The following is a 24,303-nucleotide window of genomic DNA, read 5'->3' on the forward strand; positions in this document are numbered from 1 at the left end:
GCCTCAATGAAGGTTACGGCACGGCTTCAGCGGTCGGCGGGGATCTGCGGGAAGACGCGGCGATAAAGGACCGGACCGCGAAAGGGGGTTCGCCCCTCGTAAACGGAACGCTCTCACGGCCGGTCCCACATTCCCGCAGGCCAGGCCCGCAAGAGGCGGCGCTTTTGCGCGCCCATTGCGGCAATATATTGGCTAAGACTAAAAAACGGCAGCTTGATAAAATCGCTTCCCATCATCATCTCGCGCAGAGATAGTAAACTCAGGAGCCCTCACCGCACATCGCCATCTTTCTACCGGCAAGACACTTCCATGATGACAGCAAAATCAATCCAGCGCTCTTCTATCGAGACGGTACGCCTCCGCTTGCGCCCTACCTCGGCCATCGACGCTACACGCGCATTCGAAATCCAGAGCGACTGGGCCGTGACACGTATGCTGAGCAACGCCTCATACCCCCCGGACGAAAGCGATATCAGAGATTGGTTTTCCAGCCATGGACGCGAATGGGCCGAAGGCTCCGCCTATCGTTTCGCCATCGAACAAGAGGAAAGAATGATCGGCATCGTCGACGTCGATGGCATTACCGGGAGTGAGGGCAGCCTTGGCTATTGGCTGGAAAGGCAAGCCTGGGGAAAGGGCTATGCCTTCGAGGCGGCGCGAGCACTGATCGGCTTTGCCTTCCAGGTGGTCGGCTTGTCCAGGCTCGAATCCGGTCACGCATCCGACAACCCCGCCTCGGGACGGGTTCTGACCAAACTGGGCTTCCGCCAAGCCAGCTACAGGGAGCTCTTTTCGCGGGCGCGTCGCGAAACCATCGTCCAGTGTTGCTATATGCTTGAGCGTTAAGTACCGCGATCCCATAGAAGACGCAGCGCCGCATCTTCATGCGGCAGTAGTCGTTGGTCGTTTATGAGTGACGCCCCTCGGCCGGCTTCTGCTCGGGCGATTGTTTTGGCGGAACATTGCCGTTCTGCTCGGCACGATCGCGATGCAGAGCTGCGCGGGCGAGCAGCATGAAGGTGATCGGCGTCGTCACGGTTATGAAAATACCGATCAGCAGTTCATGAATGACGAGGGACCGCGTCGCGGTCGAAAAGAAGATCATCGACGCGATCATGATCGCGCCGATGCCGCCGCTCGTTCCCAATGTCGGCGCGTGAATGCGCTCGTAGAATGTTCCAAGCCTCAGAAACCCGATGGCGCCGACGAGCGTCAGGAAAGCGCCGGTCACGAGAAGTCCGCCGACGGGGATAGCGGCCCACAGAGGTATGTTTTCAAATGAGGCGCTCATTCGATCACCTCCCCGCGCATCAGAAATTTCGCCAAGGCAACCGTTGCGACAAAACCCAGCATGCCGATGACGAGTGCCGCCTCGAAATAGACGACGCGGGCGGTTCCAATGCCGAAAATCAACAGGAGCAGCATGGCATTCACATAAAGCGTGTCGAGTGCAATGATGCGATCCTGCGCGCGCGGTCCCCGGAACATACGAATGAAGGCGATCGCCATCGCCGCCACGATCATCATCTGCGCAATCGTAACGGATATCTGGATGATCGTGGCGCTCATGCAAAAATCTCCATCAGCAGGTTTTCATAACGGTTGGCGACCGTTTGACGCCATTGCGCCTCGTTCTCGAGATCGAGCACATGCAGCAGCACCGTGTTGTCGTTGGAATCATATTCCAGCCACGCAGAGCCCGGCGTGCTGGTCAGGATAACCGCAAGCAGCGCCAGCGGAATCTGATCCCGCACCCTGAGCTCAAGAACCACAAACCCCGGCATCGTCTTGCGCGAGCGCCCTCTCAGGATGATCCAGGCCACTTGTCCATTCGATTTCACCACATCGAAAACGACCCGAAAGAAGAGTTTGGGCAGCAGATACCATTTCCACAGCCGCGGCTTTTCGGGTCGTAGCGATGCCATCCCCCAGGAGGCAAAGACCGCGACGATGATGCCGAGGATAAGCTGACCGAGCGTGAAGCCGCTTAGCAGCAGCCACATCAGGATCAGGCTCAGCGCCAGGAGCGGATAAGGCAGCATCACAGGCCTCCCGTCTTTGCCGGCGCGACCACGGCATTGCGGACTGCATCGACATAGAGATTGGGATCGCTGAGCGTGCGGATGGTCGCATCCATATATTGCATGACGGGGCCGGCCCAAATGGTCAGTGCCAGCGTCAATGCGAGCAAGCCCATGACCGGGAATATCTCGATGACAAGCACACGGGGAACAGTGCCCTCCAGCGAACTCCAGAATGTGCGTATGCCGGCCCGTGTCATGGCGATCAAAGCGGCAATGCCGGAAAGAATGACCAGCAGGATCAACGCCCATACCGCAGTGCTCGGCGGAATGCCGATCGCGCCGGTCCCCATCATGGCCGAGAGCATGGCGAACTTGGAGACGAAGCCGGAAAGTGGCGGCAGGCCGGCCAACAGGATGCCGCAGGCGGCAAAGCAGATGCCGAGCATCGCCATGGTGCCGGGCATGGTCACGCCATCGCCTTCTGCCGGCTCCTTCTCCTCGGCATCGCCATAGGCCTCCATCGTGACCGCGAGAACGCTGGCGCCCGCATCCTGTCCGCGCTCGACGAGCTCGATCAGCATGAAGAATGCGCTGATCGTCAACGTCGAGCTGACGAGATACATTAGCGCACCGGCCGAGATCGAGCCATCGTTGATACCGATCACCGTAACCAGCGTACCGGATGAGACCAGCACCGAAAAACCCGCCAGCCGGCCAAGCGCCTGCGACGCCAGCACACCGATCGTTCCGAAGATCAGCGTTGCCATCCCGCCATAGAGAAGCACGGTCGCGCCGAAGCCGGCGGACGGACCAGCGTTGAACAGCAGCATGGTCAGCCGCAGGATGACGTAGATGCCAAGCTTACTGAGAATGGCAAATACGCCCGCAACCGGCGCCGACGCCGCGCTATAGGCCGTCGGCAGCCAGAAGCAGAGCGGCCACATGCCGGCCTTGATGAGGAATGCGATGCCGAGCACGCCGGCGCCCGCCTGCATCAACATGCGGCGATCTGCCGACATTTCCGGGATGCGCATGGCAAGATCCGCCATGTTCAACGTTCCCGCCGTGCCATAGATCAGGCTGACGCCGATAAGGAAGAGCAGCGCGGCTGCGAGATTGACGGCAATGTAATGCATGCCCGCCTTGACCCGGAGCGGCCCGGAGCCGTGCAGCAGAAGGCCATAAGATGCGGCCAGCATGACCTCAAAGAAGACGAAGAGATTGAAGAGATCACCCGTCAGGAACGCACCGTTGACACCCATCAGCAGCAACTGGAACATGGTGTGGAAATGCGCACCGACCGCATGCCAACGCGCCAACGAAAATATCAACGCGGCAACGGTAACGATGGATGTCAGCAGCAGCATGAGTGCCGACAAGCCATCGAGCACAAGCACGATGCCGAAGGGCGCGCTCCAGTTTCCTAGCAGATAGGCACGCTCTTGCCCCGGCGATCCGCCTTCTGCACGGAAGAGCGCAAGCGCAATGCCCACCAGCAATAGCGTTGCAACGAGGCTGATGAGCGCCTTCAGCGTGCGCGAACGCTCATCGATGAACACAAGCAACGCACCCGCGACAAGGGGAACCAGGATTGGGGCGATGATGAGATGATGCGACCAGCCAGTCATTTCCGGTCACTCCTGCCATCGACATGGTCCGTACCGGTGAGGCCGCGTGAGGCAAGCAGTACGACCAGGAACAGAGCTGTTGTTGCAAAGCCGATAACGATCGCAGTCAGCACCAGAGCCTGCGGCACCGGATCTGCCAAGGCGTGCGTTGCCGTGCCATCGCCAAGCAGCGGCGGCACATTCGTCTTCACGCCGCCGACGCCGAAGATGAAGAGATTGACCGCATAGGAGAGCAAAGACAGGCCGATGATGACCTGGTAGGTGCGCGGGCGCAGGATCAGCCAGACCCCGCAAGCCGTCATGACACCGATTGCAATGGACAAGATGAGTTCCATCAGTCCCCCTTTGCCTTGTCGGCATCGAGCGCACGCAAGCGGTTGATACGGATCGACTGGTGCGCAAGCGCGACGAGGATCAGAACCGTGGATCCCACGACGAGCAGGAAAACGCCGAGATCGAAGAACAGCGCGCTTGCCGCCGGAACCTTGCCGAGCAACGGCAGGTCCAGATACTGGAAATGCGAGGTGAGGAATGGATAGCCGAAGAACCAGGCGCCGATGCCCGTTGCCGTCGCGATCAGAAGCCCGGCGCCCATCCATCGCAGCGGCAGGATGCGGATGCGATCCTCCGCCCAACGCGTGCCGCCGGCCAGATATTGCAACAGGAAGGCGATCGAGAGCGTGAGACCGGCCGAGAAGCCGCCGCCCGGCGCGTCATGCCCACGCATGAAGATATAGACCGAAAGAGCGATCACGAAGGGGAACATCCACTGCATGATGACGGAGGGCACCAGCAGATAGTCGCGCACGGTATCGCCGGCCGAGCGCTCCGGCCGTTCCTCGTCGAAACGGTTCTGGATCTGCTGCTGCTCCGGCATCTCCATGCTGTCGGGCGCCGGGCGGAAACGACGCAGCAGCGCATAGACAGTCAAGGCGACGACACCGAGGACGGCGATTTCGCCAAGCGTATCGAAGCCACGGAAATCGACCAAGATGACGTTGACGACATTACGGCCGCCGCCCTTCGAATAGGCATTTTCCAGGAAGTAATTCGCGATGGCGTCAGGCACCGGCATGGTCATGACGGCATAGGAAATGAACATCATGCCGATGCCGCAGATGACGGCGAGCGCCAAATCGCGGAAGCGTCGGAAACGAGCGCGTAAATTCACCGTATCGTCAATCCCTTCTGTCCGCTTCGGCAGCCAGCGCAAGCCTAGAAGGATGAGCACCGTCGTGACGATCTCGACGAGAAGTTGGGTAATCGCAAGATCCGGTGCCGACAGCCAGATGAACGTCATGCAGACGATCAATCCGACCCCACCCAGCATCACCAAGGCAACAAGCCGATGATATTTGGCAAAAAAGGCAGTGCCGATCGCCAGGCAAATCCCGATCGCCCAGACGACGGCGAACACCGGATCGGCGCCTGAAAAGGCAAAATGCTTGGCCTGGAAGCCCGACAGATAGAGCGGCAGCAGGCCGGCCGCAAAGCCTGTTGCCACCACCCAGCGAAGCTGCGGCTGCAGCTTGCGCGTGCCGATCCGCTTTTCGGCTATTCGCGCCCAGTGCCAGGAAACCTCGACCAGCACCCGCTCGAAGATGCGCTGCCCCTTCATGCGGCGAAAGAGGGGCGGACCGTCGTCACATCGCGAAAAATAATCCTTGAAGGCGAAATAGAACACCGTCCCGCCGACCAATGCGACAATGCTCATGATAACAGGCAGATTGAAGCCGTGCCAGAGAGAGAGGCTGTATTGCGGCGTATCGGCGTTGAGAACGCTGACGACGGCTGCCTGCAGGAAGGGCGCCACCGAAAGCGCCGGAACGATGCCGACAACCAGGCATACCACGACCAGAAGCTCGATCGGGAAGCGCATCCAGCGCGGCGGCTCATGCGGCTTGGCGATCGGCAGATCGGTCGGCGCCGGCCCGAAAAACACCGTCTGAATGAAGCGCAGCGAATAGGCGACGCTGAAGGCGCTTGCGAGCGTCGCCACATAGGGAAGCATACGATCGAGGATGGAATCAGCATGGGTTTCGATCGCTTCGGCGAAGAACATTTCCTTGGATAGAAAGCCATTGAGCAACGGCACGCCGGCCATGGCGGCACTCGCGACGATCGCAAGCGCCCCGGTGAACGGCATATGGCGGAACAAGCCACTCAAACGGCGCATATCACGCGTGCCGGTCTCGTGATCGATGATGCCCGCCGCCATAAACAGCGACGCCTTGAAGGTCGCGTGGTTCAGCATGTGGAAGATGGCGGCAACCGTCGCAAGCGGACTGCCGAGGCTGAGCAGCGTTGTGATGAGACCGAGATGGCTGATCGTCGAATAGGCGAGCAGCCCTTTGAGATCCTGCTGGAACATTGCGAAATAGGCGCCGAGCAGCAGCGTGATGATGCCGGCGGCGCCGACAATGTAGAACCACTCATTCGTGCCGGCGAGAACCGGCCAGAAGCGCGCCAGCAGGAAAACGCCTGCCTTCACCAGGGTAGCTGAATGCAGATAGGCGGAGACGGGCGTCGGCGCCGCCATCGCATTCGGAAGCCAGAAATGGAAGGGAAACTGCGCACTCTTGGTCAGCGCACCGAGCAGGATGAGTATCAATGCAGGCAGATAGAGCGGATGATTGCGGATGATATCGCCGGACGTCAGGATCTTGTCCAGATCGTAGCTGCCGACGATATGGCCGAGCAGGATCAGCCCGACCAGCAGGCAGAATCCGCCAATCCCGGTGATCGTCAGCGCCATACGGGCACCATCACGAGCGGCAGCCGAATTGTGCCAATAGCTGATGAGCAGGAAGGAGAAGATGCTGGTCAGCTCCCAGAATATCGAGAGCAGAATGACATTGCCCGACAACACGATGCCGAGCATCGCACCCATGAAGGCAAGCAGGAAGGAGAAGAAGCGGGGAACCGGGTCCTCCTCCGACATGTAGTAGCGAGCATAGACGATGACGAGAAAACCGATGGCGGTGATGACGAGCGAAAACAGCCACGCAAAGCCATCCAGCCTGAGACTGAAATCAAGCCCCAACTGCGGCAGCCATTCTATGCTATAACGGACGACACCGCCGTTTTTGACGGCAGGATAGAAGCTTGCGGAAATCAACAGCGCCAGAAATGTGACAGCTCCGGCAATCCAGGCCGGGCCACGCCGTGACTGCGTGCGCAAGAGGCATACGGAAAGAAGACTTCCGATAAACGGCAGAGCCAAAAGTGCTAAAATAAAAATAGGCCCGCTCGTTATCCCAAAACGTTGCTCCTTCGCTTGGCCGGATCACGCCAGTCGGCAAAACCCCTGGAAATCCGCTATATTATGCCCTATATGATAGATATCGCCCAATATGGGCAGCTTGAAACCCTGCGTCAAGGTAAGATGGCGATGATTTTGACACCAGCGCTCTGCCGGGCGGCCCGCGGCTTCCTCGATTGGACGCAGATGGACCTTGCCGACCGTTCGGGCGTGTCGCGCAGCACGATCCGCGATTACGAGGGCAATCGCCATAGCCTGCATCGGGCGACGGAAGCGCAACTGCGACTGGCGCTCGAGGCCGGAGGCATCGCCTTCTTCCGGATCCAGGGGCACGAGATCGGCATCTGTACCAAGGCTCTCGCCACGGAGGGTCAAGCGCCGTCCCGTACCGAGAGCTGCGAGATCCTGTCTACCGCCGGCGACAAGGCCCAGATCCTCCCTCCGAAGGCAGACCGATAGGATCGGCGACCGGCATCTGGCACGAGCAAAGCGCCGGGCGGCAGGCCTGTTCTCTATGAGGCAACGGACAGCCCGTTTTGCCGCCCTGGGAAGCCTTGCCGGCTGTCGATCCGACTCCGCTCGCAGGAAGGTGAATGAATAGGCCCTCAAATCAGCCACATTCGCGCCGATCACCGCATCCGCGCAGTACCCCAGGACGACCGGAGAAACATATGTCCATCACCAACGAAGCATCAACCACGCTTCCGACAGCCCGCTACCGGCCATCGCAACGGCTCCTGCATTGGCTAATGGCTGTCATCATCATTTCCGCGCTCCTTATCGGTCTCTATTGTTCTTATCTCACACCCGGCACGCCTCTGCGCCGCGCCCTCCTCGATGTACATAAATCGCTCGGCATGACGGCGCTTGTCCTCATCGCCATCCGGCTGCCGCTGAGACTTTCGTTTGGCGAACCCGCCCATCGGCGTCCGCTAGACGTCTTCAACCATCACGCAGCGCGCGGCGCGCATATCCTGCTGTACGCCCTGATGATCTTGATGCCGCTTGCCGGCTACACCACCTCCGCCGCTGGGGGGCATGATCTGCCCTGGTTCGGTCTCTTCCAATGGCCCAACCTGCTGTCGCCTGACAGGGGCTTGGAAAGAATCGCTGCGCAGATCCACGAATACGGTGCTTACTGCCTCTATGTTCTTGTCAGCCTGCATATACTGGCAGCCCTCTGGCACCATTTCATTCGGAGAGATGAGGTGTTGCAGAGAATGCTTGGACTTTGACGTATCGATAGTGTCGATATCCATTGCTCGACCACGGTGGGCGGCGGCAGCCGTTTTGGATGGGAGATTTGGCAACAGCATTCTCAAATCTGTCATATCGTGTCACTAGAAGCACGTGCTGGAAATCAGCCGCCACAGGGCTGCGATTCCCGCCCTCGTCACGTCGCGAAACAGGCCGCCCATGCACCACAATTCTCCCATTCTCATCGAGGGCGCCACCGTTGTCTTCGGCGACCGCCTGCAACCAGCATCGATACGGATCGAAGAGGGACGTATCACTGATATCGACGGTGCGCGCGACGGAGCCGCCGTTATCGACGGGCGCGGTCATCTTCTCGGGCCAGCTTTCGTGGATGTCCACGGCGACGCTTTCGAGCGACAGCTCATGCCGCGTCCGGGCACGATGTTGCCTGTTGCGCCGGCGCTGCTCGAAACGGATCGACAGCTTGCTGCCAATGGCATCGCCACAGCCTTCCACGCACTGACCTTGAGTTGGGAGCCGGGGCTGCGCTCCGTCGACAACGGCCGCGCGGTGGTTTCCTCCCTCGATACGCTGGCTTCCAGGTTGATGGTCGACAACCGGGTACAATTGCGCTGGGAAACATTTTGTTTTGAGGCGATCGATCTTATTCGCGATGCGTTGTCACGTACTCGCCGGCCCTCCATTGCCTTCAACGATCACACATCGATGCTGCTGCTTGATCCCTCGATATCGCTGCAGGAACGGCCGTTCGATCTCGACCCGAATTTCCCAGCTCTGGATCCGGGCTCACCGGTTTTCGCGGACAAGATGGCCGAACGGGCGAAGAGGGCAAAGCTGCCTGTCTCCGACATGATCGCCATGGCACGCACCATGTGGGAGCGCCGGCCGCAAGTGCTGGCGGCTATCAACAAAGTCTCAGCGCTTGGCGAGGCTGCCGGCGCTCCAATGCTTTCGCATGACGACAGCCAGATTGAGACGCGTGATTTCTATCGCGCACGCGGTGCACGTATCTGCGAATTCCCCATGAACCGCCGCGTGGCGCGCGCCGCCCGTGATGCGGGTGATTTTATTGTCTTCGGCGCGCCGAATGCAACGCGCGGCGGCAGTCATCTCGCCTCGATCGGGGCCGCCGACATGATCCGCGAGGGCCTCTGCGATATCCTCGCCTCGGATTATTATTATCCCGCCATGCTGCTGGGACTCGCGCGCCTGAAGGCAGATGGCGTGGGATCGCTGCAAGATCTGTGGCCGCTGGTCTCCGGCAATCCCGCACGGGCATCGGGCCTTGACGATCGCGGTACGATCAAGGTCGGCAGTCGAGCCGACCTCATCCTGGTCGAATGGCCCGAGGGCGATGTACCCGTCGTCCGGTGCACCTGGGTCGCCGGCCGCGAGGCCTATCGAGCCATTGCCGCTGGGCACTAGCGGCACATCAAAGCACGGCGTCATAGGCCGTATTTTGTGGCCCGGGATGGCCCCATTCATTGAAGAAGGGAGGCTAAACCGACACTGATCATGCAAGTCAGCAATCCCGCGCAGATGAAGAAAAGCACCAGAGGCGTGTATCTGGACATGCGGCCTCCCTTCGACATGACTCCAGGGATCGTCGTACAATGAAATTCGCCCTTTCTGGGCACGACACGAAGCACCGCGCTGCGCGCTCGCTAGGACCCAGCAAAGCTTGTCACATAAGTCTACGCAGACATGGGCCGCTGGTTCCGAAAAATATCGAGGCGTTCGCGCAAATGGATCCCGGCCGAAAGCTTGCCCGCGGCCGAAGACCTCGAATTATCTGAGCCGCTATTGCTTATGGAGGCGCTACGCACCGTTAAGGCAGCGCCAAACGCGGCTCTCTCCCATAAAAAGAGACCGCTATATCCATCAAAACATCGGCAGCGGTTGCTCCCACCGATTGCAGAAAATCGCGATCTATTTCGATCCAAGATCAATCAGCAGTGGCTGGATTGCGCAAAGTTTGAGTTGACCGTTTCCAATGGTGAGGCGACACTTCCAATCTGGAGCGAGGCAGGAGGAATAATGATGGACGAGCCAGATCGCTGGCGCCAAATGGCAAGCGCGCCGAAAGACGGCAGCAGAATTCTCGTTACCATCCGGCCGTCCGAGCAAGGGCCGGCAGAAGTCGACCTTGCCTATTGGTCGAGTGGGGATCGCTTTGGGTCGGAAGGCTGGCGCGCTTCCGATTCTGCGCCGGGGTGCATCATTGAATATGCCGAGCCGGAATTGAAGTGCTGGATGCCGCTTCCCTCGGCCAATCTCAATCGGACCTCGATGCCCTCGCCTTGGGAGGGCGACGACGCTGAGCAGCTCGACGGGGCAGGAATTTAACTGCTCCAGCCGGCAATCGCAGCGTTCGACAATAAATAACGGTATCTCTATAGATGCGGGGCGCCATCGGATGCCCAATTCAGCTCGCGCCATAGTCCTCCTGGCGATTCTGCCGATCGGCTTGTCGGGATTTGCAGGTGCTTCCAAACCTGCCGCAATATCTTCATTATCGACAGTATCTAGCACCTGATTGTGAGACTTTCAGCCGTTTTGCCACAATTACGCCCGCCGTTTCCGGAATTGTCGGCGCAAGCTGCCCACCCTCGCGGGGCACGATTTCGGGAAATATGGTTGTGACATGAAGACTATGAGACTGGTTCTTTTGCCCGCTATGGCAGTGCTGATGGCAAGCGTCGCCGCGCATGCACAGGAATGGAGATACTTGCCGGATTATGGCGACGACTACGTTGCTCCACGATATTTCCGAGAAGCACCACCGCGCTATCGGGACGATCGGCGCCTTGATGATGGCTATTACTATCGCGGCGACGCCTATGACTATTATGATGACGAGGACGGCGACTTCCCGCCTCCTCCCCGGCGGCTACCACGGCAGGCTTCGATCGATCCGCGCGAGACTTCCCCGCAGTTCAACCCAGGCGTCAAGGATGACCAGCGTGCGGCCATGGCGCGATCTCCGATCCCGCGCACGGTGGTCCCCTTCTCCGGCTACGAGCCGGGCACGATCGTGATCTCCACGAAGGAGAAACGCCTCTATCTGGTTCAGAATGACGGAACCGCACTGAAATACGGCATCGGCGTCGGCAAGCAGGGGTTTTCCTGGAAGGGCACGGAAACGGTCAGCCGCAAGGCGGAATGGCCCAATTGGACACCCCCCAAGGAAATGATCGCCCGTCGCCCGGAACTACCCGATCACATGGAGGGCGGTCTCAATAATCCCCTTGGGGCAAGGGCGCTCTATCTCGGTTCCACCCTCTATCGCATCCATGGCACCAATGAGCCCAACTCGATCGGCAAGGCTGTATCTTCCGGCTGCATCCGCATGGCAAATCCGGATGTAATGGATCTTTATAGCCGGGTCAGCGTAGGAGCGAAGGTCGTGGTGCTCTGACTGCGACCTCAACGATCGCCGATCTCTTCTTCATCTCAATCCAAGGGAAACTGCGTAAACGACGGTATAGGAGAGTGCGGCGCCGAAGCGAGTTTCTCCGGCGCCGATCAGATTTGGTTCACGAAATGGCCGTCATTGGCATCGATGCGTCAGCTGGAGGAAAGTTCATCCACCTCCCGCCATCTGCGCAGCAAAGCGAACAACTCTTCGCGATCCTTCTCATCAAGACGTGGCACGCCCGGAACACGGACAGGACCGACATCGAGGCCGGAATAGGTCACGGCCTCCTTGACGACGGTAACGTTTGTTCCGTTGCGGAACTTCGTGCGCATGCGTTCGAAGGGCTCAAGCTTGTTGACGATGGCGCGCGCAGCGGTGAAATCGCCTTTCTCCAAGGCAGCGTGAACGGCAAGCGACAGCTTCGGCGCAACATTGACGAGGCCTGAGGTGAAGCCTCTTGCGCCCGCCGCCGCAAATGTCGGAGCCCAGCTTTCGGCCAGACCGCAGACGAAGAGCGCGCCTTTTGGGTCGGAACTCGCGATCGCCCGCGAAAGCAGCATCAGATCCGTCGTCGCAAACTTGATGCCGACAATGTTGCCGTGACCGGCCAGGCGAACCATATCGTCGACGCTGAAGCCCTCGGCACGGACATAGGCAACGAGCGGCAGGGGCGAGGCCTCCGCCAGATCGCGGAAATAGTCGATCTGCGAGCCGGGTGCGGCGAAAGGATCCACCGGCTGGTGCGACATGACGGCTGAAGCACCGATCGAGGCAGCATCCTTCGCCATCTGGATCGCCTCGCGCAATGAACGGCCAATCGCCGCCGTCACCGGCGCCTTGCCGTCGACGCCGGATATCGCCGCTTCATGGACGCGGCGGATTTCTTGCGGAGTGAGCGCATAGAACTCGCCGGTATTCCCAGCCGCAACGATGTTGTGAATGCCGGCAGCCGCTACCCGCTGATAGACCTGAGCGGTGACGCGCGGTTCCACCTCGCCACTTCCATCATAGGCCGTGACCGGAACACCGGAGACGCCGGTCAGCACCTGCCGCATGGTTTCAATGCTCATCTTCCTACCCTGACCCTTTATCATCCATCGAGACGCAAACGAGGAGACGTAAAGAAGCCATCACCTCGCCTTCGCCTCATCCAATTCCCTATACGCCCTGGAACATGCGGGCGCGTGCATTCAAGATATGGCGCTTCATGGCATCGTGAGCCTCGGTCTCCTGCCGCGCGAAAATCGCCTGCACGATGACGGCATGCTCATCCTGAACACTGCGGATCTGTTCTGGCGTCCGCTTGAGGCTGAGGCTGCGGGTCACGGAATGACCGATGGCGAAGTGCGGCTTGAACAATTCGCGAGCAGAGACATGGAATTGATTGCCGGTGGCGACCGCAATGGCATCGTGCAGTTCCTGATCTTCTTCAGCGCCAAGTCGGCCCTCGCGAAGACACTGTTCGATTTTTTGAAGCGCTAGTGTGATCCGCTCCTTGTCATCAGCCTGCCAGTTGCGCGCAGCAAGCTCGGCGGCCTCCGCCTCAAGCCCGGCGCGAAATTCGAAAAAGCGCTGGACATCGGCAAGCGATCCTACAGGCACCATTTTCAGGACCGACGAATCCGGCCTTTGCCTGACATAGGAACCCGACCCCTTGCTCGAAACGACCAAACCATCTGCACGCAGCCGCTCCAGAGCGTCGCGCACAACAGGCCGTGACGCGCCGAACATTTCCGCGAGCTTGGCTTCCGCCGGCAACCGCTCGTTCACGGGAAAGGTTCCATCCGCAATCATCGCGACGATCCTCTCATAGATGATGTCGCCGAAGCGCGTCACGCCCACACCGGAATCGTTGGCGACAGAGAGTTTCATCATCATCCTTCGTGAATGGCGGCGCAGGCACAGCCATTGCGCATTTCCTACACGATAGGGCTACTAAATCTGTAAAAACTTATCAACTTTTGTAATTATATGAGAATGCATTAAAGTTTCGATGCTGCGCCAGACAAGTGCATCAGACGGGTTGGAAGTGGTCGCATCGACCTTGATCAAAACCCGGCCGAGCAGGGATTCAATGCGCGCTGAATGTTGTCCCACGGCGTGAGCAGACGCGCCGTCCTGGGAGGTATGGCGGGAATGGCGGCCCTGTCTCTGGCAGGCCGCGTCGTTGGAAGCTCGAATTTACCCAGGTGCTCCAGAAGCTCGCCGAGCGTTGGGACGTCAATGCCGACGCCTCCCGGGAGCGGCCATCAGACCGCCCCTCTCATCCGAAGAATGTTCTGCTCAGATGAGCGCAATCATTTGACTCGGGCTGCACCTGAGTTGCCGAAATCTTCCGGGCGTGGCGTGCGCGGCACCATGCGCCCTACCACTAGAACCAAAAGTGCCGCTGCCAGCAGGCAGGCCGCTAGGAAGAACATCGGCGCGATCGTGCTTCCCGTGGAATCCTTGATCCAGGGGACGACGTTCTGGGCGATAAAGCCGCCGAGATTGCCAACGGAGTTGATCGCGGCAAGACCCGCTGCCGCACCCGCTCCCTGCAGGAAGCGCGACGGTAGGCTCCAGAACACCGGCTGGCCCGCAAAAATGCCGGCTGCCGCAATGGAGAGGAAAACAAATTGCAGCGTATGGTCCGGGATAACGGCTGACAGAACCAGGCTCACGGCACCGACCAGCGCGGGAATGACGATATAGGGCGCCTTGGTCTCCGCCTTGTCTGCTGCCGCGGGCACGGCATAAAGAGCGATTGCGACAAGAAGCCATGGAATGATGTTCAGGAAGCCGTTCGTCGTATTGCTGACGCCGAAATTCTTGACGATGGTCGGCAGCCAGTAGCTGAGACCGTAAGCGGCAAGCGGGAAACCGATATAGCAAAGCGCCATCAGCAGTACGCGCGGATTGATCAGCGCCTTGAAGCCATCGGCTGCGTTCTGCTCCATGCCCGAATTTTCCACCGCGAGCCGGTCCTTCAGCCATTTCTTTTCCGTATCGTCAAGGAACGGCGCCCTGGACGGCAGGTCCGGCAGATAAAACAAGGTGATGAAGCCGGCAAGGATGGCGGGAACACCCGTCACCAGGAAGACCCATTGCCAGCCGGCAATACCATAGAGCCCGTTCAAATCCAGCAGCACGCCGCCGAGCGGCGCACCGATCGCGTTGGCAAAGGCGCTGAAGATCATGAAAAGCCCGACCATCCTGCCGCGATAGGCCGAAGGATACCAGAGGGTCAGCAGATAAAGTACACCAGGAAAGAAGCCGGCTTCGCAGGCGCCGAGCAGGAAACGGAGAATGTAGAACATGGTCGCATTCTGCGTATAAGCCAGAGCGACCGTGACTGCGCCCCAGGATATCAGAATGCGCGCGAACCATCTGCTCGCTCCGAATCTGTCGAGAAGCAGGTTGCTCGGCACTTCGAAAATGAAATAACCGATGAAGAACAGCGACGCGCCGAGACCATAGGCATATTCGCTCATGCTGAGATCGCCGACCATCTGCAGCTTTGCGTAACTGACGTTCTGGCGATCGATATAGGCGATCAGATAAAGGATGCCCAGGAAGGGCATAATCCTCCAAGTGATCTTGGATATAAGCTGCTTTTCATCAATCACGCCGCGTCCTCCCTGGGAGATGGTTCTGATCGATGTAGATAGCGCAACTCAGCGTTTATCAATGCGCTGAGACATAAAGCTCGTTCGACTTCGCGACGGATGACGAACGAACTGGCACTTTCAAAGCGAAAATGCCAATCAGCGTGTAGGCTGTAGGCTGCGCTTCAGGCGACGCGTTCGAATTTCGTGCGAATATGCTCGATATAGTGCTGGCCGGGCGACGGCGCCTTTACCATGGCAATCGCTGCCTTTTGCGGAACGCCGGTGAATTGACGTTCCTCACCATTTTTAAAGCGAATATAAAGCCGTCCGTCATCCGGACGGAAATAGACTGATTTGATGATTTTTGACGAAACCGGAAGCTCTTGCATGGGTCACCTTACCTCTGCCGGCTTTGTCGCATGAAAAGCGAAATATTGGGTGAAGCGACCTAGTTAATCAAAGATAGAGTTGTATTGCTCGATTTTATCGATTGGGCTCAACATCTTACTGGCCCGGCGGCAAGGCGCTCTCGGCATAAAGAGCTGCGAACTCGGCGCTTGGCGGTATCGGCTTGATGATGTCGATCAGGACGCCATTCGGATCGGACGTTATGAAATGTCGCTGACCGAAATCTTCGTCGCGGATCGCTAGCAAAATAGGCAATCCAGCTTCCCGCACGTGGTCGTAGACCATATCGACGTCTTCCACTTCGAAATTGAGCAACAGCCCGGCTACCCGGCCACGCCCTTGCGACGGGATTGTCTCATGCCGGCCATCCAGAATGGCGAGATTGGTACCGTTGTCTTCGGCCGATTGCAGATGGACATACCAATCGCTCGCGAAGTTTTCCCGAAATCCAAAATGCGCGATGTAGAAAGCGGCCGTCTCCTCCACCCGCTCGGTCATGATGACAGGATAATAGCTTGTCACCTTCATGCTTCACATCTCCCATAAAAAGACATACAATCTGCCTGTATTTTTCAAATAACATACAGGCTGCATGCATGCAAGATCCGCGCTCCAATCGTGAAAGAACCGAGAAGACCAAGGCTGCTCTCATCGCCGCGGCACGAGCCCTGTTCGTGGAGAAAGGCTATGCTGAAACATCGACGCCGGAGATCGTCGCAGCAGCCGGCATCACCCGCGGCGCGCTTTATCATCACTATGAAGACAAGCGCGCGCTCTTTCGCGCCGTCGTCAGACAGGAGGCGCTGGCAGTCACCCGCGCCATAGAGCAAGCGACGCCGGCGCAGCTTCCTGCTCGCAAGGCGTTGATTGCCGGCAGCAACGCCTATCTCGATGCCATGCGGGTTAATGGTCGCACTCGACTTCTGCTGATCGAAGGACCGACGGTGCTGGGCTTTACGGAGATGAAAAAACTGGACGAGGAGACGACAACCCTCACTCTCAGACAGGGATTGCAAGCAGCTCTCCGTCACGACCGCAAATCTGGCATTCCGGTCGACGCGCTTGCCGACATTCTATCGGCCGCCTTCGATCGGGCCGCCCTTGCGATCGATGCCGGCGGCGATGCTGACCGCTATCGCGAGGCGATCGGCCATATGATCGAACGGATCGCAGAGTGAAGTGCTTACTCGCCAAGCCCATCAGATCGTTGCGCCTGAAGCGATGAAATAGCGACCGTGCCGACTGCCTGAAGCCGCTGGCAACGAGCGGATATCGGCCACCCAGCATATTATTTGAGCACGCGGATCGCTTGACACATTTTTAGCCTCCCCATATGATTTTTACCAATTGATCAAAAAGCTGGGGAACTAAAAAATGACCAATGAAATCATACTGTCACGCCGTGCCGTCATTGCATCAGGCATCGCTCTCAGCGTCAGCGCTCTTGCGCCGGCTGCGCGCGCAGCCGCGCCGCTCAAAGTGGCAGGCATTCATGCCTCGCCGGTCGAAAACGCCTGGAATTCCTGTCTTCACAAGGCGCTCCAGGATGCCGCCAAGGAAGGCGTTATCGAATACGTCTTTTCCGAAGGCGTTTCCGGCACGGACTATCCCCGCGCCATGCGCGAATATGCCGAACAAGGCAACAAGCTGATCATTGGTGAAGCCTATGCGGTGGAAAAGGAAGCACGTCAGGTCGCTGCGGACTACCCGGATACAGCCTTCGTTCTCGGCTCCAGCGGCGAGGCTGCCGGCAGCAATTTCGGCGTCTTCGGCACCTGGAACTATGACGGCGCCTATCTCGCCGGCATGCTGGCGGGCAAGATGACCAAGTCCAATGTCGTCGGCTCGGTCGGCGCGATCCCGATCCCCGAAGTCAACATGCTGATCAATGCCTTTGCCGCTGGCGTCAAAGCGGTCAATCCCGACTGCAAGCATCTAGTCTCCTTCATCGGCACCTTCTTCGACCCGCCGAAGGCACGCGAAGCCGGTCTCGCGCAGATCGACGCCGGCGCCGACATTCTCTTCGGTGAGCGCATCGGCACCGCGGATGCCGCCAAGGAGCGGCATATCAAATCAGTGGGATCGCTGATCGATTACACGCCACGCTATCCCGATACCGTCTTTGCCAATGCCATGTGGTACTTCCGTCCCATTCTCAATGCCGCAATCGCCGATGTCGCCGCCGGCAAGCCGGTCGGCCGCAACTACACGGCCTATGGTCTCATGAAGGAAGGCGGCAGCGACATCGTCTATGTGAAGGGCGTCGCACCAGCAGAGGCCGAAGCTGCAATGGAGAAGGTCCGCGCCGATATCAAGGCTGGCACCTTCGAAGTGCCGAAGGTAGCGGATCAGCCGAAGTAACTGCGTGGCGCGATCATGCGCAGCCCATCATACGCCGATGCCACGGAGCTAGCTGGCGCCATCAAATCCGGCACGCTTACCTGCGTGGATGCCATGCAAGCTGCGCTTGATGCCTGCGCCGAGCAAGATGAGCTTGGCGCCATTACCTATGTCAATCCCGAAGCAGGGCTTGCGGCAGCGCTCGCCCTGGATCGGGAGGCCTCGGTGCATCCTGAGCGCTTTGCGCGGCGCGCCTTTGCCGGCGTGCCGACGGTCGCCAAGGATCTCGGCGGCCCCTTCCCGGGGCTGCCGGTGACCGCTGGCTCTCGCTTGTTCGCCCGCGCCGGCAAAGGCGCGGATAGCGATTTGGCAGAGCGCTTTCGTAATGCCGGCCTCTGCGTCTTCGGCTTGAGCACAAGTCCGGAATTCGGCTTCTCACTCGCATCCGAGCCGGCAATCGGCCCGATCTGCCGAAATCCGCTGGATCCGAGCAGAACCGCTGGCGGCTCGTCGGGTGGTGCCGCGGCCGCAGTCGCCACCGGTATCGTGGCGATCGCGCATGCGACGGATGCGGGCGGCTCGATCCGCGTGCCGGCCGCCTGCTGCGGCCTTGTCGGGCTGAAGCCAACGCGCGGAGCGGTGCCCGCCGGTCCCTCCTTCGGCAATCATCTCGGCGGCATCGCCAGCGAACTCGCTGTCACCCGCTCCGTGCGCGACACCGCAGCGATCTTCGATGTTGTCCGGGGAAGGACAAGGGGGCCGTACGCGGACATCGCTCAACACACGGCCAAGACGGGCAAACTTCGCGTCGGCCTCCTTACCGATACCGGGCGGCACTACGCTATCGAGTCGGATCGGGCCCAAGCGGTGGAAGCAGCGGCCAGGTTCCTGGAAAACCAAGGAAACGCGCTGATATCCATCCGTTGGGATGAGATGGAAAGTGCCATCCAGGCCAGCGCGCGTGCCTTTGGCGATATCATCTCCGTCAATATCGCCGGCCTGGTTGACGATCTCAAACTGGACGTGCGCCTCGTGGAGACGATGACGCAAGCCTTCATCATGCGCGGACGCGCCATGCCGGCAACAGTCCTTTGGCGCTCGCTTAATGGCGCCGTCAGGGCAAGCCGCACTCTGTGGGAAATCTTCGACAAGGTCGATGTCATCGTCATGCCCATGCTTGCCGCGGCGCCACCGCCGATTGGTTCTTTCCCCACGGATCATTCAGACATCGATTTGCATCTCGAGCGCATGACATCCTTCGCCCCGCTTGCCTCGGTCGCCAACATATCCGGCTTTCCGGCAATCACGCTCCCCTTCGGCAAAGACGCCCAGGGATTGCCGCTGCCAATTCAGATGATGGCGCCCATGAGCGAGGATAAGCTGTTGCTGCAGCTTGCATCTGCGCTCGAGGCCGAGCAACGGTGGCAACACCGCTTCCCGATTGCAGGCTTCGCGACATGACCACAGCCGTTCTCACCATCGAAGGTGTCAGCAAGCGTTTCGGCAGCACCGTCGCCAATGACAATATCTCGCTGTCCTTGGCAAAGGGCGAGATCGTTGCCCTGCTCGGAGAAAACGGCGCCGGCAAAACGACGCTGATGAGCATCCTCTTCGGCCACTATGTGCCCGATACCGGCCGCATCCTGATCGACAATGTGGAGTTGCCAAAGGGCAAGCCGCGCGCCGCAATTCGGGCTGGCGTCGGTATGGTGCATCAGCATTTCTCGCTGGCACCAAACCTGACTGTGCTCGAAAACATCATGACGGGGACTGAGAGGTTGTGGTCGCTCACATCTCAAATGACGGCGGCCCGCAACAAGCTTCTGGCGATCTCAGAACGTTTCGGCCTGAAGGTCGACCCCGATGCCCGCCTCGGCGATCTCTCGGTCGGCGAGCAGCAGCGGGTGGAAATCCTGAAAGCGCTCTACAACGATGCGCGCATCCTGATCCTCGACGAGCCGACCGCCGTTCTCACCCAGATCGAGGCAGAAAAGCTCTTCTCGACGCTGAAACAGATGGCCGCACAAGGCCTATCCTTGATCTTCATCTCCCACAAGCTCGATGAAGTCATGGCCACGGCCGAACGTATCGTCGTCCTGCGCGACGGCAAGGTTGCAGCCGAAAGGCAGGCATCTCAGACCAGCAAGGCCGAGCTTGCCGAACTTATGGTCGGACATCGCGTCACGCGCCCAACCCGCGAGAAAAGCGTCCCCGGCGCCATCGCGCTCGAAGCCCGCGACATCACGCTCAAAAGCGGCGGCGTCGAACGCTTGAAGAAGATCAGCTTTCATGTCCGTGCCGGTGAGGTTCTGGGCATTATCGGCGTGTCGGGTAACGGCCAGGCGAGCCTGGGGCAGATCCTGTCCGGCACCGCAAACCGTTCGTCCGGCGAGCTTCTTCTGTTCAATAAGCCCGTCGGCGATCTTGATGTGGCTGCGGTCATCGAGGCCGGCATCGGCCGCATTCCGGAAGACCGCAACCGTGATGGCGCAATCGGCGAAATGGCGATCTGGGAGAATGCCGTCCTCGAGCGCCTGTCTTCCTATTCGAAGCATGGTCTGGTCGACCGCAGTGCCGGCATGGCCTTTGCGCAGGAGATCATCGAGGCGTTCGATGTGCGCGGCGGCAATGCCGCGACCCGCACCCGGCTGCTGTCTGGCGGCAACATGCAGAAGCTGATCCTTGGCCGCAATCTCCATGAGCGACCACGAATCCTGATCGCCGCCCAGCCAGCGCGCGGGTTGGACGAAGGGGCCGTTGCCGCCGTCCACGGACGCATTCTGGAAGCGCGCCGGCAAGGCACCGCCGTTCTATTGATCTCGGAGGATTTGGACGAAGTGATCGCCTTAGCCGATCGCATCCAGGCCATCGTCGGCGGTCGCCTTTCGGCACCGATCGATGCCAGTGAGGCCGATGCACGCCTGTTGGGATTGATGATGGCCGGAGAATGGAAAGACAAGAGCGGGACCGAACATGCGATTTGAACGGCGCGAGCACCGCCCACTCTACATGATGACCCTGGCCCCCCTGCTTGCAATCATCGCAGCGCTCGCACTCGCCGGCATCCTGATTGCGATTGCCGGCGCGCCGGTCTTCGAGGCCTATCGGCGGATCCTGCTCGGTGCCTTCGGCTCCAGGCTTTCGGCAACGGAGACGCTGACCCGCGCGACGCCGTTGATCCTGACGGGATTGGCCGCCGCGGTCGCTTTTCGTGCCCGCCTCTGGAACATCGGCGCCGAGGGACAATTCTATTTCGGCGCCATTGCCGTTGCGACCTTCGGGTCGAAAATGCTTGCCGGGCTGCCCGGCCCGATCCTCATTCCGCTGTTGATGATCATCGGCGCGCTCGCCGGGATGATATTGATCCTCGTGCCGCTATGGCTGCGGCTACGCTTCTCCGTCGACGAGGTCGTGACGAGCCTCATCCTGAATTTCATCGCGGTTCTCTTCGTCTCCATGCTGATCGACGGCGTGCTGAAGGACCCGACGGCATTCGGCTGGCCGCAATCCCAGGCGCTTGCCGATCACGCCATGCTGCCGAAACTGATTGCACGATCACGCCTCCACATCGGCTTTGCAATTGCGATTGTCATCGCCGCGGTCGTCTATTTCGTCCAGTCGCGCACAGTCTTCGGCATGCAGTCGCGGGCAGCCGGTCTCAATCCGTCAGGCGCCGTCTTCGCCGGCGTTCGCCTCGGCTCGACCCTCGTCAAGGTCGCCTGTCTCTCCGGCGGGCTTGCCGGCCTTGCCGGCGCGATCGAAGTGATGGGCGTCAAAGGTTACGTCACGACAGATCTTTCACCCGGCTTCGGCTATGCCGGCATCGTCGTCGCCATGCTGGCAAACCTCAACCCACTTGGCGTCGTGCTTGCGGCGATCTTCACCGCAACCATGTTCGTCGGCGCCGACGGCATGAGCCGCAGCCTCGGCATCCCCACTTACATCGCCGACGTCACGGTCGCCCTGTCGCTGCTGACGATGCTGATCGCCTTGTTCTTCACCCAGTACAGGATCCGCCGATGAGCACGCTTGTCGATATCATTGCTTCGGCCGGGCTCTGGGCTGCCGTGTTGCGGATTGCGACACCCTTGATCTTCGGCACGCTCGGTGCGCTGCTTTGCGAGCGGGCCGGTGTCCTCAATCTCGGTATCGAGGGCATCATGACCTTCGGCGCGATGATCGGCTGGCTCTCCGTCTATCACGGCGCCGATCTGTGGACCGGACTTCTGATCGCGGCGATCGCCGGCGGCATTTTCGGGCTTCTGCATTCGGCCCTGACGGTGACGCTCGGCTTGTCGCAACATGTTTCAGGTCTCGGTGTGACGTTGTTTGCATCCAGTTTCAGTTATTACGTCTTCCGGCTGATCGTTCCCGTCGCCGGGACGCCGCCGACCATTACGCCGTTCCAGCCGATCGCCATTCCCGGGCTTTCCACCCTGCCTTTCATTGGCCCTGCGCTTTTCACACAGACGACGCCGACCTATCTCGCAATCCTGGTCGCGCTGGTCATGGCATACCTCATCTTTCGCACACCGGCGGGGCTTGCGATCCGCATGACGGGTGAGAACCCGCATGCAGCCGAGGCTCAAGGCCTCAACCCGATGAAGATCCGCTATGGCGCGATCATTGCCGGCAGCGCCCTGATGGGCATGGGCGGCGCTTTCTTGACGCTTTCCGCCTTCAACAGCTTCTTTCCGACCATGGTGCAGGGCCGCGGCTGGATCTGCATCGCGCTTGTCGTCTTTTCGTCCTGGCGGCCGGGCCGGGCGCTGTTCGGCGCCCTCCTCTTCGCCTTCTTCGACGCATTCCAGCTGCGCCTGCAGACGGCGGTGCAGGGTGTGCCCTATCAGATCTTCCTGATGACGCCCTATATCCTGTCCATCGTCGCCCTTGCGGTCATGAGCAGGCGTGCTCGCGTGCCACAGGCGCTGATGCAACCCTATCGTCGTGGCGAAAGATAATCCAAGGAGCCTTCCATGTTCGATCTGATCATTCGCAATGCCAATCTGCCTGATGGCCGCAAGGGCATCGACATTGCGGTCAAGGACGGCAAGATCGCAGCAATCGAAGCCTCGATCGCCGCCGAGGCAAAGGAAGAAATCGATGCGACCAACCGGCTGGTAAGCCCGCCCTTCGTCGATCCGCACTTCCATATGGATGCGACGCTTTCGCTTGGCCTGCCGCGCATGAATATTTCCGGCACGCTTCTGGAGGGCATCGCGCTTTGGGGAGAGCTGCGCCCGATCGTGACGAAGGAGGAGCTTGTCGATCGCGCATTGCGCTATTGCGATCTCGCCGTCACGCAAGGACTGCTGTTCATCCGCAGCCATGTCGACACGTCCGATCCCAAACTGGTGACAGCCGAGGCGCTTCTGGAGGTGAAGGAGAGGGTCAAGCCCTATATCGACCTGCAGCTCGTCGCCTTCCCGCAGGATGGCTACTATCGCGCCAAGGACGGCGTTGCCTCTCTTGAACGCGCGCTCGACATGGGCGTCGATATCGTCGGCGGCATTCCGCATTTCGAGCGGACGATGGATGAGGGCAGAGCCTCGGTCGAGGCACTTTGCAGGATCGCGGCCGATCGCGGCCTTCCCGTCGACATGCATTGCGACGAAACCGACGATCCGATGTCGCGCCATATCGAGACGCTGGCGGCAGAGACTATCCGCTTCGGACTGCAGGGCCGTGTCGCAGGCTCGCACCTGACCTCGATGCATTCGATGGACAATTATTACGTCTCCAAGCTCATCCCATTGATGGCGGAGGCGAAGATCAACGTCATCGCTAACCCGCTCATCAACATCATGCTGCAAGGCCGGCACGACACCTATCCCAAACGGCGCGGCATGACGCGCGTGCGCGAACTGATGGATGCAGGGCTCAACGTTTCCTTCGGCCATGATTGCGTGATGGATCCCTGGTATTCGATGGGCTCGGGCGACATGCTTGAGGTCGGCCATATGGCCATCCACGTCGCGCAGATGGCCGGCATCGAAGACAAGAAGAATATCTTCGATGCACTCACCGTCAACTCCGCCAGGACGCTCGGCCTTGAAGGCTACGGCCTGGAAAAGGGCTGCAATGCCGATTTTGTCGTGCTGCAGGCCGTCGACACGCTGGAAGCGCTGCGTCTGAAACCCAATCGCCTCGCCGTCATCAAGCGCGGCAAGGTCATCGCCCGCTCGGCGCCGCGTATCGGCGAGCTTTTCCTCGACGGGCGGCCTTCGCAGATCGATGGCGGGCTCGATTATGTGCCTGTCGGGAACTAACACCTCGCCAGCCTGACAAGCGATATCATTGCAACGTCGCTGATCGTGCTTTCTCCGCGCGGTCGAGCCGAGCATGGTCTGCGCCACAAAATTCGGCGGCAACAGCACGCTGCATATCCAATATTCGTCGCGGCGGAAGTTCCCTC

The 24,303-nt window shown here is 59.8% G+C and carries 23 protein-coding genes and 1 pseudogene; 13 read left to right on the forward strand and 11 right to left on the reverse strand.

The annotated features are described in order from the left end of the window. The first annotated feature begins 309 nt into the window (after positions 1-309). Positions 310-846, forward strand: a complete 537-nt coding sequence (locus ACK83U_RS25335) for a GNAT family N-acetyltransferase (RefSeq protein WP_112603999.1) — start codon at positions 310-312, stop codon at positions 844-846. Positions 847-907: 61 nt separating this feature from the next. Here ACK83U_RS25335 and mnhG read toward each other — a convergent pair whose 3' ends face one another. The 6 genes from mnhG to ACK83U_RS25365 are packed head-to-tail and all read right to left on the reverse strand — an operon-like array spanning position 908 to position 6,908. After that, on the reverse strand, positions 908-1,291 hold the full coding sequence (mnhG, locus tag ACK83U_RS25340) for a monovalent cation/H(+) antiporter subunit G (RefSeq protein ID WP_112604001.1): 384 nt from the start codon (positions 1,289-1,291) through the stop codon (positions 908-910). Beyond that, positions 1,288-1,569 carry a K+/H+ antiporter subunit F gene (locus ACK83U_RS25345; RefSeq protein ID WP_112604003.1) on the reverse strand — a complete coding sequence of 94 codons (282 nt, stop codon included), beginning with the start codon at positions 1,567-1,569 and terminating at the stop codon, positions 1,288-1,290. Before ACK83U_RS25345 ends, mnhG begins: the two co-directional genes overlap by 4 nt. Then, positions 1,566-2,042, reverse strand: a complete 477-nt coding sequence (locus tag ACK83U_RS25350; protein ID WP_112604004.1) for a Na+/H+ antiporter subunit E — start codon at positions 2,040-2,042, stop codon at positions 1,566-1,568. Before ACK83U_RS25350 ends, ACK83U_RS25345 begins: the two co-directional genes overlap by 4 nt. After that, the gene (locus tag ACK83U_RS25355; protein WP_112604006.1) at positions 2,042-3,652 is read right to left on the reverse strand and encodes a monovalent cation/H+ antiporter subunit D; all 1,611 of its coding nucleotides are present in this window, start codon (positions 3,650-3,652) and stop codon (positions 2,042-2,044) included. The genes ACK83U_RS25350 and ACK83U_RS25355 overlap by 1 nt, the downstream gene beginning before the upstream one ends. After that, entirely contained in the window at positions 3,649-3,987 is a 339-nt protein-coding gene (locus tag ACK83U_RS25360; RefSeq protein ID WP_015342763.1) for a Na+/H+ antiporter subunit C, read from the reverse strand. The genes ACK83U_RS25355 and ACK83U_RS25360 overlap by 4 nt, the downstream gene beginning before the upstream one ends. Continuing rightward, complete coding sequence (locus tag ACK83U_RS25365; protein WP_412475036.1) at positions 3,987-6,908, reverse strand: monovalent cation/H+ antiporter subunit A; 2,922 nt, start codon at positions 6,906-6,908, stop codon at positions 3,987-3,989. Before ACK83U_RS25365 ends, ACK83U_RS25360 begins: the two co-directional genes overlap by 1 nt. Before the next feature lie 69 nt (positions 6,909-6,977). Between ACK83U_RS25365 and ACK83U_RS25370 the strand changes: the two are divergent. The 5 genes and pseudogenes from ACK83U_RS25370 to ACK83U_RS25390 all read left to right on the forward strand — a co-directional run. Continuing rightward, a pseudogene (locus ACK83U_RS25370) lies at positions 6,978-7,262 on the forward strand (helix-turn-helix transcriptional regulator); the annotation flags it as partial. Between the two features lie 323 nt (positions 7,263-7,585). After that, positions 7,586-8,149 (forward strand): cytochrome b, encoded by a 564-nt coding sequence (locus ACK83U_RS25375; protein WP_112604012.1) that lies wholly within the window; start codon positions 7,586-7,588, stop codon positions 8,147-8,149. 181 nt (positions 8,150-8,330) lie between these two features. Continuing rightward, positions 8,331-9,557 carry an alpha-D-ribose 1-methylphosphonate 5-triphosphate diphosphatase gene (locus ACK83U_RS25380; protein ID WP_112604014.1) on the forward strand — a complete coding sequence of 409 codons (1,227 nt, stop codon included), beginning with the start codon at positions 8,331-8,333 and terminating at the stop codon, positions 9,555-9,557. Between the two features lie 615 nt (positions 9,558-10,172). Beyond that, entirely contained in the window at positions 10,173-10,478 is a 306-nt protein-coding gene (locus tag ACK83U_RS25385; protein ID WP_112337400.1) for a hypothetical protein, read from the forward strand. Positions 10,479-10,776: 298 nt separating this feature from the next. Beyond that, the gene (locus ACK83U_RS25390; RefSeq protein WP_112604016.1) at positions 10,777-11,550 is read left to right on the forward strand and encodes a L,D-transpeptidase; all 774 of its coding nucleotides are present in this window, start codon (positions 10,777-10,779) and stop codon (positions 11,548-11,550) included. A 149-nt stretch (positions 11,551-11,699) separates the two neighbouring features. On the opposite strand, the gene ACK83U_RS25395 is transcribed toward ACK83U_RS25390, so the two are convergent. From ACK83U_RS25395 to ACK83U_RS25415, 5 genes are all read right to left on the reverse strand, one after another. After that, positions 11,700-12,620, reverse strand: coding sequence for a dihydrodipicolinate synthase family protein (locus ACK83U_RS25395; RefSeq protein WP_112604018.1), 921 nt, complete (start codon positions 12,618-12,620; stop codon positions 11,700-11,702). An 88-nt stretch (positions 12,621-12,708) separates the two neighbouring features. Next, positions 12,709-13,422, reverse strand: coding sequence for a FadR/GntR family transcriptional regulator (locus tag ACK83U_RS25400; protein ID WP_112604069.1), 714 nt, complete (start codon positions 13,420-13,422; stop codon positions 12,709-12,711). Between the two features lie 425 nt (positions 13,423-13,847). After that, positions 13,848-15,158 (reverse strand): MFS transporter, encoded by a 1,311-nt coding sequence (locus tag ACK83U_RS25405; protein ID WP_112611453.1) that lies wholly within the window; start codon positions 15,156-15,158, stop codon positions 13,848-13,850. A gap of 164 nt (positions 15,159-15,322) precedes the next feature. Beyond that, positions 15,323-15,529 carry a KTSC domain-containing protein gene (locus ACK83U_RS25410; RefSeq protein WP_015342748.1) on the reverse strand — a complete coding sequence of 69 codons (207 nt, stop codon included), beginning with the start codon at positions 15,527-15,529 and terminating at the stop codon, positions 15,323-15,325. A 115-nt stretch (positions 15,530-15,644) separates the two neighbouring features. Continuing rightward, positions 15,645-16,076: a VOC family protein gene (locus tag ACK83U_RS25415; RefSeq protein ID WP_112611455.1), complete on the reverse strand. Its 432-nt coding sequence runs from the start codon at positions 16,074-16,076 to the stop codon at positions 15,645-15,647. 68 nt (positions 16,077-16,144) lie between these two features. On the opposite strand from ACK83U_RS25415, the gene ACK83U_RS25420 reads away from it, so the two are divergent. The 7 genes from ACK83U_RS25420 (at position 16,145) to ACK83U_RS25450 (ending at position 24,157) form a co-directional block, all read left to right on the forward strand. Continuing rightward, entirely contained in the window at positions 16,145-16,726 is a 582-nt protein-coding gene (locus ACK83U_RS25420) for a TetR family transcriptional regulator (RefSeq protein WP_112611457.1), read from the forward strand. A gap of 196 nt (positions 16,727-16,922) precedes the next feature. After that, positions 16,923-17,909: a BMP family protein gene (locus ACK83U_RS25425; RefSeq protein ID WP_112611459.1), complete on the forward strand. Its 987-nt coding sequence runs from the start codon at positions 16,923-16,925 to the stop codon at positions 17,907-17,909. A 15-nt stretch (positions 17,910-17,924) separates the two neighbouring features. Continuing rightward, positions 17,925-19,349 carry an amidase gene (locus tag ACK83U_RS25430; protein ID WP_112611461.1) on the forward strand — a complete coding sequence of 475 codons (1,425 nt, stop codon included), beginning with the start codon at positions 17,925-17,927 and terminating at the stop codon, positions 19,347-19,349. Then, positions 19,346-20,872, forward strand: a complete 1,527-nt coding sequence (locus ACK83U_RS25435) for an ABC transporter ATP-binding protein (RefSeq protein ID WP_112611463.1) — start codon at positions 19,346-19,348, stop codon at positions 20,870-20,872. Before ACK83U_RS25430 ends, ACK83U_RS25435 begins: the two co-directional genes overlap by 4 nt. Next, the gene (locus ACK83U_RS25440; protein ID WP_112611465.1) at positions 20,862-21,911 is read left to right on the forward strand and encodes an ABC transporter permease; all 1,050 of its coding nucleotides are present in this window, start codon (positions 20,862-20,864) and stop codon (positions 21,909-21,911) included. The genes ACK83U_RS25435 and ACK83U_RS25440 overlap by 11 nt, the downstream gene beginning before the upstream one ends. Further along, positions 21,908-22,849, forward strand: coding sequence for an ABC transporter permease (locus tag ACK83U_RS25445; RefSeq protein ID WP_112611467.1), 942 nt, complete (start codon positions 21,908-21,910; stop codon positions 22,847-22,849). Before ACK83U_RS25440 ends, ACK83U_RS25445 begins: the two co-directional genes overlap by 4 nt. A 15-nt stretch (positions 22,850-22,864) precedes the next feature. After that, positions 22,865-24,157 carry an amidohydrolase family protein gene (locus ACK83U_RS25450; protein WP_112611469.1) on the forward strand — a complete coding sequence of 431 codons (1,293 nt, stop codon included), beginning with the start codon at positions 22,865-22,867 and terminating at the stop codon, positions 24,155-24,157. The last annotated feature ends 146 nt before the right edge of the window (positions 24,158-24,303 follow it).

The sequence above is a fragment of the Rhizobium sp. WW22 genome (assembly GCF_047041135.1).
In the GTDB taxonomy this organism is placed as follows: domain Bacteria; phylum Pseudomonadota; class Alphaproteobacteria; order Rhizobiales; family Rhizobiaceae; genus Rhizobium.

Bases quoted from the DNA above. Each gene is read 5' to 3' on its own strand.
- ACK83U_RS25335 (WP_112603999.1), top strand. From the start codon at position 310: ATGATGACAGCAAAATCAATCCAGCGCTCTTCTATCGAGACGGTACGC.
- mnhG (WP_112604001.1), bottom strand. From the start codon at position 1,291: ATGAGCGCCTCATTTGAAAACATACCTCTGTGGGCCGCTATCCCCGTC.
- ACK83U_RS25345 (WP_112604003.1), bottom strand. From the start codon at position 1,569: ATGAGCGCCACGATCATCCAGATATCCGTTACGATTGCGCAGATGATG.
- ACK83U_RS25350 (WP_112604004.1), bottom strand. From the start codon at position 2,042: ATGCTGCCTTATCCGCTCCTGGCGCTGAGCCTGATCCTGATGTGGCTG.
- ACK83U_RS25355 (WP_112604006.1), bottom strand. From the start codon at position 3,652: ATGACTGGCTGGTCGCATCATCTCATCATCGCCCCAATCCTGGTTCCC.
- ACK83U_RS25360 (WP_015342763.1), bottom strand. From the start codon at position 3,987: ATGGAACTCATCTTGTCCATTGCAATCGGTGTCATGACGGCTTGCGGG.
- ACK83U_RS25375 (WP_112604012.1), top strand. From the start codon at position 7,586: ATGTCCATCACCAACGAAGCATCAACCACGCTTCCGACAGCCCGCTAC.
- ACK83U_RS25380 (WP_112604014.1), top strand. From the start codon at position 8,331: ATGCACCACAATTCTCCCATTCTCATCGAGGGCGCCACCGTTGTCTTC.
- ACK83U_RS25385 (WP_112337400.1), top strand. From the start codon at position 10,173: ATGGACGAGCCAGATCGCTGGCGCCAAATGGCAAGCGCGCCGAAAGAC.
- ACK83U_RS25390 (WP_112604016.1), top strand. From the start codon at position 10,777: ATGAAGACTATGAGACTGGTTCTTTTGCCCGCTATGGCAGTGCTGATG.
- ACK83U_RS25395 (WP_112604018.1), bottom strand. From the start codon at position 12,620: ATGAGCATTGAAACCATGCGGCAGGTGCTGACCGGCGTCTCCGGTGTT.
- ACK83U_RS25400 (WP_112604069.1), bottom strand. From the start codon at position 13,422: ATGAAACTCTCTGTCGCCAACGATTCCGGTGTGGGCGTGACGCGCTTC.
- ACK83U_RS25410 (WP_015342748.1), bottom strand. From the start codon at position 15,529: ATGCAAGAGCTTCCGGTTTCGTCAAAAATCATCAAATCAGTCTATTTC.
- ACK83U_RS25415 (WP_112611455.1), bottom strand. From the start codon at position 16,076: ATGAAGGTGACAAGCTATTATCCTGTCATCATGACCGAGCGGGTGGAG.
- ACK83U_RS25420 (WP_112611457.1), top strand. From the start codon at position 16,145: ATGCAAGATCCGCGCTCCAATCGTGAAAGAACCGAGAAGACCAAGGCT.
- ACK83U_RS25425 (WP_112611459.1), top strand. From the start codon at position 16,923: ATGACCAATGAAATCATACTGTCACGCCGTGCCGTCATTGCATCAGGC.
- ACK83U_RS25430 (WP_112611461.1), top strand. From the start codon at position 17,925: ATGCGCAGCCCATCATACGCCGATGCCACGGAGCTAGCTGGCGCCATC.
- ACK83U_RS25435 (WP_112611463.1), top strand. From the start codon at position 19,346: ATGACCACAGCCGTTCTCACCATCGAAGGTGTCAGCAAGCGTTTCGGC.
- ACK83U_RS25440 (WP_112611465.1), top strand. From the start codon at position 20,862: ATGCGATTTGAACGGCGCGAGCACCGCCCACTCTACATGATGACCCTG.
- ACK83U_RS25445 (WP_112611467.1), top strand. From the start codon at position 21,908: ATGAGCACGCTTGTCGATATCATTGCTTCGGCCGGGCTCTGGGCTGCC.
- ACK83U_RS25450 (WP_112611469.1), top strand. From the start codon at position 22,865: ATGTTCGATCTGATCATTCGCAATGCCAATCTGCCTGATGGCCGCAAG.